General features: G+C 58.6%; 13 protein-coding genes. 7 read left to right on the forward strand and 6 right to left on the reverse strand.

Annotated elements, in window-relative coordinates:
- Positions 1 to 5: 5 nt before the first annotated feature.
- The 5 genes from tgt to coaD all read right to left on the reverse strand — a co-directional run bounded on the left by tgt (position 6) and on the right by coaD (position 4,076).
- Complete coding sequence (gene tgt, locus ACTJKV_RS11165) at positions 6 to 1,136, reverse strand: tRNA guanosine(34) transglycosylase Tgt (protein ID WP_112358293.1); 1,131 nt, start codon at positions 1,134 to 1,136, stop codon at positions 6 to 8.
- Positions 1,136 to 2,218: a tRNA preQ1(34) S-adenosylmethionine ribosyltransferase-isomerase QueA gene (queA, locus tag ACTJKV_RS11170; RefSeq protein ID WP_274102452.1), complete on the reverse strand. Its 1,083-nt coding sequence runs from the start codon at positions 2,216 to 2,218 to the stop codon at positions 1,136 to 1,138. Before queA ends, tgt begins: the two co-directional genes overlap by 1 nt.
- 189 nt (positions 2,219 to 2,407) lie before the next feature.
- Positions 2,408 to 2,917, reverse strand: coding sequence for a peptidylprolyl isomerase (locus tag ACTJKV_RS11175; RefSeq protein WP_062427414.1), 510 nt, complete (start codon positions 2,915 to 2,917; stop codon positions 2,408 to 2,410).
- Positions 2,918 to 2,983: 66 nt separating this feature from the next.
- Positions 2,984 to 3,553 carry a peptidylprolyl isomerase gene (locus ACTJKV_RS11180; RefSeq protein ID WP_111850684.1) on the reverse strand — a complete coding sequence of 190 codons (570 nt, stop codon included), beginning with the start codon at positions 3,551 to 3,553 and terminating at the stop codon, positions 2,984 to 2,986.
- 28 nt (positions 3,554 to 3,581) lie between these two features.
- On the reverse strand, positions 3,582 to 4,076 hold the full coding sequence (coaD, locus tag ACTJKV_RS11185) for a pantetheine-phosphate adenylyltransferase (protein ID WP_062427416.1): 495 nt from the start codon (positions 4,074 to 4,076) through the stop codon (positions 3,582 to 3,584).
- Positions 4,077 to 4,470: 394 nt separating this feature from the next.
- Here coaD and ACTJKV_RS11190 point away from each other — a divergent pair, with 394 nt between their 5' ends.
- The 7 genes from ACTJKV_RS11190 (at position 4,471) to ACTJKV_RS11220 (ending at position 10,764) form a co-directional block, all read left to right on the forward strand.
- A complete protein-coding gene (locus tag ACTJKV_RS11190; RefSeq protein ID WP_062427417.1) occupies positions 4,471 to 4,650 on the forward strand; it encodes a hypothetical protein in 180 nt (59 codons plus the stop codon).
- Between the two features lie 35 nt (positions 4,651 to 4,685).
- Positions 4,686 to 4,823 carry a hypothetical protein gene (locus tag ACTJKV_RS11195; protein WP_153311501.1) on the forward strand — a complete coding sequence of 46 codons (138 nt, stop codon included), beginning with the start codon at positions 4,686 to 4,688 and terminating at the stop codon, positions 4,821 to 4,823.
- A 421-nt stretch (positions 4,824 to 5,244) separates the two neighbouring features.
- Complete coding sequence (locus ACTJKV_RS11200) at positions 5,245 to 7,137, forward strand: peptidylprolyl isomerase (protein ID WP_274102453.1); 1,893 nt, start codon at positions 5,245 to 5,247, stop codon at positions 7,135 to 7,137.
- A 20-nt stretch (positions 7,138 to 7,157) separates the two neighbouring features.
- Complete coding sequence (gene trpD, locus ACTJKV_RS11205) at positions 7,158 to 8,171, forward strand: anthranilate phosphoribosyltransferase (protein WP_062427419.1); 1,014 nt, start codon at positions 7,158 to 7,160, stop codon at positions 8,169 to 8,171.
- Positions 8,172 to 8,178: 7 nt separating this feature from the next.
- Positions 8,179 to 8,994, forward strand: coding sequence for an indole-3-glycerol phosphate synthase TrpC (trpC, locus tag ACTJKV_RS11210; RefSeq protein WP_274102455.1), 816 nt, complete (start codon positions 8,179 to 8,181; stop codon positions 8,992 to 8,994).
- Positions 8,991 to 9,470 carry a cyclic pyranopterin monophosphate synthase MoaC gene (moaC, locus tag ACTJKV_RS11215; RefSeq protein ID WP_274102456.1) on the forward strand — a complete coding sequence of 160 codons (480 nt, stop codon included), beginning with the start codon at positions 8,991 to 8,993 and terminating at the stop codon, positions 9,468 to 9,470. Before trpC ends, moaC begins: the two co-directional genes overlap by 4 nt.
- A gap of 76 nt (positions 9,471 to 9,546) precedes the next feature.
- Complete coding sequence (locus ACTJKV_RS11220; protein WP_274102457.1) at positions 9,547 to 10,764, forward strand: molybdopterin molybdotransferase MoeA; 1,218 nt, start codon at positions 9,547 to 9,549, stop codon at positions 10,762 to 10,764.
- A gap of 141 nt (positions 10,765 to 10,905) precedes the next feature.
- Here the strand turns inward: ACTJKV_RS11220 and ACTJKV_RS11225 are convergent, their stop codons facing one another.
- Entirely contained in the window at positions 10,906 to 13,419 is a 2,514-nt protein-coding gene (locus ACTJKV_RS11225) for a GcvT family protein (RefSeq protein WP_274102600.1), read from the reverse strand.
- Positions 13,420 to 13,501 lie beyond the last annotated feature (82 nt).

Here is a 13,501-nt window from a genome sequence, read left to right on the forward strand (position 1 = left end):
GGTTGTCACACCGGATCGATATCGCCTTTCGCCCACATTTCAATGGTCTCCGCATAGAAATCCGGAAAGCGACCTTCTTCGATCGATTTGCGAATCCCCTGCATCAACTCCTGATAATAGGCGAGATTGTGCCAGGATAGAAGCATGCCGCCCAGCGCTTCGTTGGACCGAACCAGGTGGTGCAGATAGGCGCGCGAATAATCGCGCGATGCCGGGCAGTTGGACTGCTCGTCCAACGGACGCATGTCTTCCGCGTGACGGGCGTTGCGGATATTCACCCTGCCTCGGCGGGTAAAGGCAAGGCCATGACGACCGGAGCGGGTCGGCATCACGCAATCGAACATGTCGATGCCGCGTGCCACGGATTTCAAGATATCGTCCGGCGTGCCGACGCCCATCAGGTAGCGCGGCTTTTCGGTCGGCAGAACCGGCAGCGTCGTATCGAGCATGGCAAGCATCACATCCTGTGGCTCGCCCACCGCAAGACCACCCACGGCATAGCCCTTGAGATCAAGCTGCTTCAGCCCTTCGGCGGAACGAATACGCAGGTCCGGCTGGTCGCCACCTTGAACGATGCCAAACATCGCCTTACCCGGCTGCTCGCCAAAGGCGACCCGGCAGCGTTCCGCCCAGCGCAAAGACATTTCCATCGCGCGTTCGATTTCCTTGCGCTCGGCAGGAAGCGCCACGCATTCATCGAGCTGCATTTGGATATCCGAATCGAGCAACCCCTGAATCTCGATGGAGCGCTCCGGCGACATGTGATGAAGTGAGCCATCGACATGGCTCTTGAAGGTCACGCCCTTCTCATCCAGCTTGCGCAGGCCAGACAGCGACATCACCTGGAAGCCGCCACTGTCTGTCAGGATCGGATGCGGCCAGCGGATCAGCTCATGCAGGCCGCCGAGACGTGCCACGCGCTCCGCGCCGGGCCGCAGCATCAGGTGATAGGTGTTGCCGAGAATGATATCGGCGCCAAGCTCGCGGACCTGATCGAGATACATGGCCTTGACGGTGCCGACGGTGCCAACCGGCATGAAGGCGGGCGTGCGGATGACGCCGCGCGGCATCGCAACTTCGCCAAGACGCGCGCCGCCGCTGGTTGCTTTAAGGGTGAAGGTGAAATTCTCGTGCATCAGACTTTCCGGAACAGCAGGCTGGAATCGCCATAGGAATAGAAGCGGTAGCCGGTTTCGATGGCGTGAGCATAGGCAGCCCTCATCGTCTCCAGCCCGCAGAAAGCCGAAACCAGCATGAAGAGCGTGGATTTCGGCAGGTGAAAATTGGTCATCAGAATATCGACCGCTTTGAAGCGGTAGCCGGGCGTGATGAAGATACCGGTGGCGCCGGACCATGGACGTATCTGCCCGTCATCACCAGCCGCACTCTCGATCAGCCGCAGCGATGTGGTGCCGACACAGACGATGCGCCCGCCCCTTGCCTTCACCGCGTTCAGCTTCTGCGCGGTCTCATCCGAGACACAACCGATCTCCAGATGCATCTTGTGATCATTGGTATCATCTGCCTTGACCGGCAAGAACGTCCCCGCTCCGACATGCAGTGTGACGAAATGGCGCTCGACCCCAGCCTTATCCAGCGCGTCGAAGAGTGCCGGGGTGAAATGCAGACCCGCGGTCGGTGCGGCAACGGCGCCTTTTTCGCGGGCATAGATGGTCTGGTAATCCGTCTGGTCCTGCGCATCTTCGGCGCGTTTCGCGGCGATGTAGGGCGGCAGCGGGATATGGCCGACAGAAGCAATGGCCTCATCCAGCACCGGTCCGGAGACGTCGAAGAGCAGCGTGATTTCGCCCTCGTCGCCCTTTTCCTCGACCGTCGCTTCCAGGAAAGCGAGACCGCAGGCATTGTCGCGCTCATAACCGAAGCGGATGCGATCGCCTGCCTTGATGCGCTTGCCCGGCCGCGCAAAGGCCTTCCATCGGCTGGCACCGGCACGCATGTGAAGCGTTGCCGAAACCGGTGTCTCCTGCGCGCCATCGCGCAACCGCACACCTTCGAGTTGGGCAGGAATGACCCGCGTATCGTTGAAGACCAAGGCATCGCCGGGCTTCAGGAAGCTCGGAAGATCGAAAACCTGATGATCGGTCATACGATCCGTATTGGGATCCACGACAAGCAGGCGCGCGCTATCGCGCGGATTGGCTGGGCGCAGCGCAATATTCTCCTCGGGGAGATCAAAATCGAACAGGTCAACGCGCATGAAGGGCTCTTATCAAGTGTCTCGATCGGCTCGCATTGCCCTGCCAGATCGGCAGCGAAACGAGCAGAATATCAAAACCCGCCTCGCAGAGACTGCCGGCGGGTTATGGTTGGCAAAAAGGTAGCCGTGCTGCACTCGGCAAACGTCATCCCGCCCTGCCAGTCAGCAAGGCGGGAGACTTCACTTTGATCAGGCGGCAGATGCCAGACGGATCGACACGATCGAATCGGGGTCCTTGACGGGCTCGCCCTTCTTGATCTTGTCGATGGCGTCCATACCCTCGATAACCTGGCCCCAGACGGTGTACTGCTTGTTGAGCCAAGGAGAATCCGTAAAGCAGATGAAGAACTGCGAGTTGGCGGAATTCGGGCTCTGCGAGCGCGCCATGGAGCAGGTGCCGCGGACATGCGGAATGGCAGAGAATTCAGCCTTCAGGTCTGGCTTCTCGGAGCCGCCCATGCCGGCACGCGCCGGGTTGAAATCGGCAGAACTCTTCTTGCCGAACTTCACGTCACCGGTCTGCGCCATGAAGTCGGCGATCACGCGGTGAAAAACAACGCCGTCATAAGCCTGCTCGGACACCAGTTCCTTGATGCGAGCCACGTGGCCAGGAGCGACGTCCGGCAGAAGCTGGATGACAACCTTACCGGTCGTCGTTTCCATGATGAGGGTGTTTTCCGGATCCTTGATCTCGGCCATGTTATCTCTCCTTGCTAGGGTAGGTTTGAGGGGGCAGAACGCCCGTTTGACGTGATCTTCCTGACGTTACTTCTTCGTCACCGTCACCTTGACCATACGGTCAGGCTCGGAGACTTCACCGTTTCCGCCGGCGCCACGCTTGATCTTGTCGACGAATTCCATGCCCGAGACGACCTTGCCGACCACAGTGTACTGGCCGTTGAGGAAGGGTCCCTGATCGAACATGATGAAGAACTGCGAATTTGCGGAGTTGGGATTTTGCGAACGGGCCATGCCGACCGTGCCACGCTCGAAGGGAACCTTCGAAAATTCGGCTGGGATATCCGGCAGGTCGGAACCGCCGGTGCCTGCGCGGCGCGCATCGAAGCCCCTGTTCATGTTGCCATACTGCACGTCACCGGTCTGCGCCATGAAGCCATCGATAACGCGGTGGAAAGCAACGCCATCATAGGCGCCCTTCTTGGCAAGAGCCTCGATCTGCGCCACATGCTTCGGCGCGACGTCCGGCATAAGCTGGATGACGACCGGGCCGTCTTTCAGCTGGATGGTCAGAAGATCGGCAGCAGATGCGATCGTGCTTGCGGCAATCGCGCTGACGAACATGGCGCCTGCAAAGGCAAACTTCAGCAATTTCATTCGGACTGGCTCCACCTATGTGCCGAAACTAGCGTTTCAGCTTTGTGTTAAGGGCTTCAAGCACGGCTTTGGGCACGAAGGCCTCGACATTGCCGCCCATGGCTGCGATCTGACGGACCAATGTGGCGGTAATGGGCCGGGACGCGGTTCCCGCGGGTAAGAACACCGTCTGGATATCCGACGCCATTTGCCGGTTCATGCCTGCCATCTGCATTTCATAATCGAGATCGGTTCCGTCTCTCAGGCCTCGAACGAGAAGTGTCGCGCCGTGCTCTCTGGCCGCATCGACAACGAGATTGCTGAAGGAAACGACCTTCAGCCGGTCTTTCGCTGCAGGCAGCACATTGTTCAGGGATTGGCGGATCAGATCGGCCCGTTCATCAAAGCTGAACATCGGCACCTTGCCCGGATGAACGCCGATGGCGACGATCACGTCAGACGCAACATTCAATGACTGGATGAGAACATCCAGATGTCCGTTGGTCATCGGATCGAAAGATCCGGGATAAAAGGCAATCGTCATACCGCTCTCGATACTTCCGTCTTTGTGGGCCTTTTGTCACGTCAGCATCGCATCTGCAAGACTGATGCAGTCAAACGTCAGGTGAATAGCGGATGAATACAGCATTCAGCGCAGCTTCAAAGCGATGCTCTATAACGTCAAGCATCGATAGCGCACCGGGCCCGACGCCCAAGTGGAGATGGAAATGCTGGCATTCATGGTGATCCTCACAGTCGCCACGTCCTTTGTGGTCGAGCAGGTCTTTATGGATTGACGTGGACTGCCAATTTTCTGAACGCCAGATGAACGCGACATTCAAGGAAGCTTCAGAGGCGCAATGCTAATCGATTTTTAACAGTATTTCGGAACCCGACTCGATGTCAGGCGTTCAGTTCGCAGGCAAAGGAACAATCACATGTTTGCAAAAGAAAATCGGTCTACCTCAGCGAAGATCGGCGTCATCAGCACTGCCTGGACAATGCTTCTCATCGCGATGGTTGCAACAACGTTCAGCCTCTATGCGCAGAAGCCACAGCAGCAGGAAGCAAGCTTCCCTCAGCTGACATCTCGCTACCAGTACACGAACTACTATTGATCCATCGGGGAAACTCGAACAGACCGGAGTAAGAAATGATGATCACCGTTTTGACAGTCCTATCCGCTTTGATAAGCGTCATGTTCGTCGCATCGGTGGTCTCGGTTGTTTCCGAACTTCGGAAAGAGGACGAGGAGTTCAAGGAAGTGATGGAACGCAGCAAGGCGTTCTGATCGGCGACCAATCACTTCCAACTGTCATGGAAAGCCGTCTCATACGAGGCGGCTTTTTTTAATGTCTGCACGCAAGCGCACCGTGATCGAATCGGTAGTGACAGCGTGACTATCGGCGCCTGTCTGCAGCCCAAACCACGTGGCGATCTCAGATTCGCTCATACGCTTTGGGTCCTTGTTTTATCGCATGTCGCTATCACAAAACCACTGCACACTTTTGCTTGGACCAAGCTTTAACGGCGAAAGCGCCCCGTCCTAGTCAAGAGGCAGTCAGGCTGAAGCCTTTGGGTGGCATCGTTCAATTCGCACAATCAGTTGACTCGTCCGCACCAACAGAATTGCTTCCATTTACCAATAAAACGCTCTAAGGAACCCCGATAGACCCGGCATAACGGGCGCATAGTGTGAGGTTTGCATAACGATGCTCGATTCCCTGAGAAACGCTTCCAGAACCCTGGCGGCAAAGCTGCTCCTTCTTCTTCTTGTCGTTTCGTTCGGCATCTGGGGTGTGTCGGCATCACTCGTCTCGAGCAATTCTCACGCCGTGATGACCGTGGGCGATCAGACGGTGACGCCCAACCAGTTTCGCTTCGCCTATCAGCGTCAGATGGCGCTACTCAGCCAGCAATTCGGCACGCGCCTGACAACGGAACAGGCCAAGGCATTCGGCATTGACCGCCAGGTCTTGGGCGAGCTTGCAGCCCAGGCATCACTGAACCAATTGGCTGACGATATGAAACTCGGCCTCTCAGAGGATCGCCTGGTCAATCTCATTGCCGAAGATCCCGCTTTCAAATCGCCAGGAGGTCAGTTCGACCGCCAGGTGTTCAGAGAGCGCCTTCGCAGTGCTGGCTATACAGAGGACGATTACATCAAGGATCGCAGCAATCTTGCGGTTCGCAACCAGATCCTGGAGGCCATCCAGGATGGTTTCGCGCCGCCGCAGGTTCTGGTCGATGCCTTGAAGCAACATGAAAACGAGCAGCGCTCCATCGATTATATATTGCTCTCAAACGCCAATATCGATCCGATCAAGGCACCGGCCGAAGATGTGCTGGCCGCCTGGTTCGAAAGCCACAAGGCGCAATATCGCGCTCCGGAGTACCGCAAGTTTACCTATGTCAAGCTTGAGCCTTCCGATATCGCCAACCAGAGCGCCATCACCGATGCCCAGGTTGCCGAGTATTACGAGAAGAACAAGGACAAGTTCCGCACTGCCGGCCGTCGCACCGTCGAGCAACTGGTCTTCCCGAACAAGGAAATGGCCGAAGCCGCCGCAACGCAGATCCGCGCCGGCACGACTACCTACGATCAGGTCGTCAAGGACCAGGGCAAGCAGCCAGCCGACGTGCTTCTCGGTGAGTTCACCAAGGAAACCATGCCCGATCCATCCATCGCTGATGCCGTGTTTGCCGTTCAGAAAGACGGTGGCATTTCACCAGTGATCGATGGCGCCTTCGGCCCTGTCATCCTGCGCGTCACCGGCATCAAGGGCGACAGCATGAAGACCCTGGACGAGGCCAAGGAGGAGATTCGCACGGAACTCGCCACCGCCAATGCTGCGGAACAATTGAACAGCGTGCACGACCGCTATGAAGATCTGCGTGGCGGTGGCTCATCGCTTGCCGATGCAGCAACCCAGCTGAACCTGAAACCAGTGACGATCAACGCCGTCGATGCCAATGGTGAAGACGAGAAGGGCAACCCAGTCGAAGGCCTGCCGACCCCTGCTCTGTTGACGGAAGTTTTCAGGACGGAGCCCGGCACCGAAGCACCGGCCGTCAATATCGGTCGTGAAGGCTATGTCTGGTTCGACGTCGACCAGATCATTCCGCCACGCGACCGCACCTTGGACGAAGTTCGCGACCGCGTGGTAGCCGACTGGACAGCGGAGCAGCAGAGCAATGCTTTGACCGCCAAGGCAGAGGAGCTGAAGAACCGTCTTGAGAAGGGCGAAACCTTGCAGACGATTGCTGGCGAAATGGGACTCGCTGTCGAAACGAAATTGGGCCTGCGCCGCAACAGCAATGACGCTCTATTCGGTCGGCAGGCGGTTTCGGCAATCTTTGCCGGCGCCAACGGACTGGCCGGAACCGCGATCAACGAAGATGGCTCCGGCCGCATCTTGTTCAAGGTCACGGAAGTCAACACCAACGCTCCTGCCGATGCGTTGAACAACGCCGATCGCGAGATTGCCGCCATTGCGCAGTCGGCAAGCGAAGACATGGTCAACCAGATGCTCACACGTCTTCAGAATGACTATGGTGTCAGCATCAACCAGGCCCTCGCAGACCAGGCGATGACCGCATACTGATAAGCCGGGGGACGGGGAACATGGCCGAACTGAAGCCGCTGATTGCCAAGGTGGCGAATGGCGAAAGTCTGAACCGGGAGGAGGCCCGCCAGGCCTTCGACATTCTGATGTCCGGCGAGGCCACGCCGTCCCAGATCGGCGGTTTTCTCATGGCGTTGCGCGTGCGTGGCGAAACGGTCGATGAAATCGTCGGCGCCGTCTCTTCGATGCGCGCGCGCATGCTGCCCGTATCCGCTCCTGAGCATGCCGTGGATATCGTCGGAACAGGCGGCGATGGTCTTGGCACCTATAACATCTCGACTCTCGCCGCGATCATCGTTGCAGGCACAGGCCTTCCGGTGGCAAAGCATGGCAACAAGGCGCTCAGCTCGAAATCCGGTACCGCAGACGCCCTTTCAGCCCTCGGTGTGAAACTCGACATCGGTCCTGAGCTGATCAGCCGCTGCATCAATGAAGCCGGGCTTGGCTTCATGTTCGCGCAACTGCACCACTCCGCTATGCGCCATGTCGGTCCGACACGGGTAGAACTCGGTACTCGGACGATTTTCAACCTGCTTGGCCCTCTCTCGAACCCCGCAGGCGCGAAACGTCAGTTGCTCGGCGTCTTCTCACCGCGCTGGCTCCAGCCGATTGCCGAAGTACTGCGCGATCTCGGCTCGGAATCGATCTGGGTCGTCCACGGCGACGGCATGGATGAGATCACCACGACGGGTGTCACCCATGTCGCGGCGCTCGAAAATGGCAAGATCCGCACATTCGACCTGACGCCAAAGGATTTTGGAGTTTCTTCCGCGACCATTGACGACTTGAAGGGCGGAGACGGCATCTTCAATGCCAAGGCGCTTCGCGGTGTTCTCTCCGGTCATAAAAATGCCTATCGCGATGTTTCTCTTTGCAATGCGGCAGCAGCACTCGTCGTTGCCGGCAAAGCTGAAACGCTGAGCGAGGGCATGAAGATTGCCAGCGCCTCGCTGGATGAAGGCAAGGCTGCGGCAGCGCTCGACAGGCTGGTTGCAGTCTCCAACGAAGAGTAAGGCGAAGATGAGCGATATTCTCAGAAAGATCGAAGCCTATAAGCGTGAGGAAATCGCAGCCGCAAAGGCAAAGGTTTCACTTGCCGATCTGAAGGCCATGGCGGCAGATCAGACCGCCCCTCGCGGCTTCTATAACGCGCTGAAGCGCAAGCAATCCGAAGGAGTCTTTGGCCTGATCGCCGAGATCAAGAAGGCAAGCCCCTCCAAGGGTCTCATCCGTCCTGATTTCGATCCACCGGCGCTGGCGAAAGCCTATGAAGCCGGCGGTGCGGCCTGCCTGTCAGTCCTGACAGATACGCCGAGTTTCCAGGGCGCGCCTGAATTCCTGACCGCCGCCCGCAATGCCTGCGCCCTGCCCGCTCTGCGCAAGGATTTCATGTTTGAAACCTATCAGGTGCATGAAGCGCGCGCCTGGGGCGCAGACTGCATCCTGCTGATCATGGCATCCCTTTCCGACGACGAGGCAAAACGTCTTGAGGACGAAGCCTTTGCTCTCGGTATGGACGTGCTGGTCGAAGTGCATGACGAAGAGGAAACAGAGCGCGCGCTGAAGCTCGCCTCACCCATGCTCGGCGTAAACAACCGCAACCTGCGCACCTTCGAGGTCAGTCTCGAAAACAGTGAGCGCTTGGCAAAGCTCGTCCCATCCGACAGGCTACTGGTCGGCGAAAGCGGCATCTTCACCCATGAGGATTGCCTGCGGCTGAAGACATGCAACATCAGCACCTTCCTGGTGGGCGAAAGCCTGATGCGCAAAGACGATGTCACGGCTGCGACGCGCGCACTTCTCACAGGCCAGAGCGGCGTTCTAGCCGCGGAATGAGCACGCAGAAACTCACCCATATCGGTGCCTCCGGGGAAGCCCACATGGTCGATGTCGGCGACAAGCTCGACACGGTCAGGACCGCGATTGCCGAAGGCTTCGTGAGAATGAAGCCGGAAACGCTGACGTTGATCCGCGAGGGCAACGCCAAAAAGGGTGACGTGATCGGCACCGCACGTCTCGCCGGCATCATGGCGGCGAAGCAGACGTCCAACCTCATCCCGCTTTGCCACCCGCTGATGCTGACCAAAGTGTCGGTCGATATCTCCGAGGATGTCGCCCTGCCCGGCTTGAGAGTTCAGGCAACCGTAAAGCTTTCCGGCAAGACCGGCGTTGAGATGGAAGCGCTGACCGCCGTCTCGATTGCTTGCCTGACGATCTACGACATGGCGAAGGCCGCCGACAAGGGCATGGAAATCGGCTCGATAAGGCTCTTGGAAAAAAGCGGCGGCAAATCTGGCGACTACAGGGCGTGAGGCCGCAGGCGGCTTTCTCCATAATTGTCATGGATAAGCAGCACGGTCTTTATCCGAGCCACCGAAGAGGACACGCATGAAACCCCTTCTCCCCGTCGCAGAAGCCCTTCAACGCTTGCTGGATGCCGCACAGCCCGTTTCTACGGTCGAACGCATTGGTCTTGCCGCCGCTGCTGACAGGGTGCTCGCCTCCGACCTTAAGGCGCAGATCACACAGCCACCGTTCAACGCCTCGGCCATGGACGGCTACGCGCTACGCGCCGCTGACGCCACAGCAATCGGCTCCGAATTGACGGTGATCGGCACAGCCTCTGCCGGACATGCCTTCGAGGGCAAGATCGGAGCGCGTGAGACAGTCCGCATCTTCACCGGGGCGCCCGTGCCGGAAGGCGCAGATAGCGTGCTTATCCAGGAAGACGCAGAGGTTCTGGACGACAACCGCATCCGCACCGCCTTCAATGTCACTCAGTGGCGACACATTCGACACCTCGGGCAAGATTTCATGCGCGATGAAACCGTGCTCGATGCCGGTACACGCTTGAGTTTCGCCGATCTGACCGTCGCGGCCGCGATGAATCATGCCGAGCTTGCGGTCTATCGCAAGCCGCTGGTCGCGATCCTGGCCACCGGCGATGAACTCGTCCCACCCGGCGGAGAACCGCAGGTCGCGCAAATCATCGCGTCGAACACGTTCGGTGTCGCCGCCCTCGCGCGCCAGGCTGGCGCGGATATTCTGGATCTCGGTATCGTTCAGGATAACGATAGACTGATCCGTGCGGCAATCGGCAAGGCCATCGCTGCCAAAGCCGATGTTCTCGTGACACTTGGCGGGGCGTCGGTCGGCGATCACGACCTCGTCCAGGCGGCACTGAAGGCAGAGGGCATGGCGCTGGACTTCTGGCGCATTGCCATGCGACCCGGCAAGCCGTTGATGGTTGGGAATATCGGTCCGATGCAGGTGCTGGGCCTGCCTGGAAACCCGGTCGCGAGCCTTGTCTGCAGCCTGCTGTTCCTGGAACCCCTGATCCACAAGCTTGGCCACCAAGCGCCGCGTGCCCGCGAGATCACCGTCAGGACGGCCACAGCCCTCAAAGCCAATGATGTGCGCCAGGATTATCTCCGCGCCCGCTTTGTCGGTGAGGAAGATGGCAAGCCGATTGCGGAGGCCTTCACGAAGCAGGACTCGTCGATGATGAAGATCATGGCAAAATCCGACTGCCTCATCATCCGCCCTCCCCATGCGCCTGAACTGCCCGCTGGCGCAGAGTGCAAGGCCATCCGATTGAGAGACTGACCACCGGCTTGACCAGAAGCGTGAGCGCTCCGCGTCGTTCTCGATGAGTAGTCACCAATCGAGAAGTCCAGAAGTAGCCTAAACGTCAAGGGGCTCCGCACGAACAGAGCCCCTCGTTTTATTTTACATCGGCACCACGCCTTAGGCGCGCAGCACCGCATTGTCCGCATCAAACGGGCTTTCGCCGACGACTTCCGCATCATAGAGATCGCCAAGGATCTTGATTTTCAGCTTGGTGCCGATCGTCGCATAGTCAGGCGCAAGCATCGCAAGTGCTACGGACTTGCCGATACGCCAGCCGAAGCCGCCGCTCGTTGCGCGGCCAGCGACTTCACCTGCGTCGTTCAGAATAGCTTCCGAACCACGTGCGTCGACGGTGGTGTTACCGCTGACGATCAGCGTAGAGAAGATCCAGGGCAGACCCTTCTCCTTGCCAGCTACAACCGCATCGCGGCCGATGAACTGCTTCTCTGGTTTGATGAAGCGATCGAGACCCGACGAATAGGCGTTGTACTCGACGGAGAGTTCACGGCCCATGTTGCGGTAGGATTTCTCAAGAGACATGGACACCATGGCGCGAATGCCGAATGGCTTGATCCCGAATTCGGCACCGGCTTCCATCAGACGATCGAAGATGTAGTTCTGCATTTCGATCGGATGATGCAGTTCCCATCCGAGTTCGCCGACGAAGTTGACGCGAAGTGCGTGCGCGGTCGCCACGCCGACCGAGATTTCCTTGGCGGTCAGCCATGGGAAGTCCTTGTTTTCGAGGCTGGTGCGCGTCAGCTTTTTCAGCACGTCACGCGACTTCGGACCGGCCAGAGCCAGAACGCCGTATTTCTGCGTGATCGGCTGGAGAGTGACGGAGCCATCCGTTGGCGCAAGGCGGCGAAGCGTGTCGTGATCGACAGATTCCAGGCCACCGGCAGACACCAGGTAGAACCGGCCCGGTGCCCATTCATAGACGGTGAACTCGGCCTTCACACCGCCATTCGGCGTCAGAAGATGCGTCAGCGCAATACGGCCACGCTTCTTTGGAATGGCATTGGCGAGGATGGATTCGAGCCAGGCGCGCGCACCAGGACCGGAGACTTCCATCTTGGCGAAAGCCGACATATCGAGAACGCCGACATTCTGGTTGACGTTCTTCACCTCGTTGCCGACATGCTCGAAATAGTTGGAGCGGCGGAACGACCACTTCTCGACAATACGGCCGTCTTCCAGCGCCGGCGCATGATTGTGGTTGGTGATGACGTCGGCACCAACGCCGAGTTCTTCTTCCTTCAGCGCATAGCCTTCCGGCGCATACCAGTTGGCACGCTCCCAGCCATAGACGGAGCCGAAGACACCGCCGAGCTTCTTCAGGCGGTCGTAAATCGGCGTCGTCTTCAGCGGACGAGCAGCGGAGCGCTCCTCATCCGGGTAGTGCATAGTGAAGACGTTGGCATAGGCTTCTTCGTTCTTGGCAATCAGATAGCCTTCGGTCGCGTAAGGGCCGAAGCGGCGCGGATCGACGCCGGTGAGGTCGAGCGTGGGCTCGCCGTCGACGATCCATTCCGCCAGCTGCCAGCCGGCACCGCCGGCCGCGGTGATGCCGAAGGAGTGACCTTCGTTCAGCCAGAAATTCTTGAGGCCTGGAGCCGGTCCAACGATCGGGTTGCCATCCGGCGTGTAGGCGATCGCGCCATTATAGACCTTCTTGATGCCGACTTCGCCGAAGGCCGGAACGCGCGCGATGGCGCTTTCGATATGCGGCATCAGACGGTCGAGCTCTTCCTGGAAGAGTTCATATTCGCTGTCGGCCGAAGGACCGTCGACATAACAGACAGGCGCACCGACCTCATAGGGCCCGAGGATCAGACCACCGGCCTCCTCGCGCATATACCATGCGCTGTCCGACTCACGCAGAACGCCCATTTCAGGCAGGCCCTGCTTGCGGCGCTCCAGAATGTCCGGATGCGGCTCGGTCACGATATACTGGTGCTCGACAGGAATGACCGGAATATTAATGCCGACCATTTCGCCCGTCTTGCGCGCAAACGAGCCCGTACAGGAGATGACGTGTTCGGCGATGATTTCGCCCTTGTCGGTCATCACCTTCCAGTGACCGTCTTCCGTCTGCTCGATCGCGGTGACGGTGGTGTTTCTGTAGATTGTCGCACCCTTGTCGCGCGCACCCTTTGCCAGTGCCTGGGTCAGGTCCGCCGGCTGGATATAGCCATCGTCCGGATGCTGGATTGCGCCGAGCAGACCGTCGGTCTCGCAGAGCGGCCAGACTTCCTTTACCTCTTCCGGCGTCAGAAGCTTGACGTTGACACCGATGGTTTCAGCAATGCCGGTATAATACATGTATTCGTCCCAGCGATCCTTCGTGCGGGCGAGACGAATATTGGAAACCTTGGAGAAGCCGACATTCATGCCGGTCTCCTGCTGCAGCTCTTCGTAGAACTTGACCGAGTATTTGTGGATCTGACCAACCGAATAGCTCATGTTGAACAGCGGAAGCAGGCCAGCGGCATGCCACGTGGAGCCGGATGTCAGCTCCTTGCGCTCGATCAGAACAGAATCGGTCCAGCCCTTCTTGGCGAGATGGTAGAGCGTCGAAACGCCGACAACGCCACCACCGATAACCACTGCCCGCGCATTTGTCTTCATAGTCATAGTTCCCCTTGAGGCATGTCATCCGCATGAACGCGGCTTTTTCCGAACCTATGGCGCAGACTATGCAATGTCGCAT

The organism is Agrobacterium sp. 22117, assembly GCF_052045735.1.
Taxonomy (GTDB): Bacteria; Pseudomonadota; Alphaproteobacteria; order Rhizobiales; family Rhizobiaceae; genus Agrobacterium; species Agrobacterium cavarae.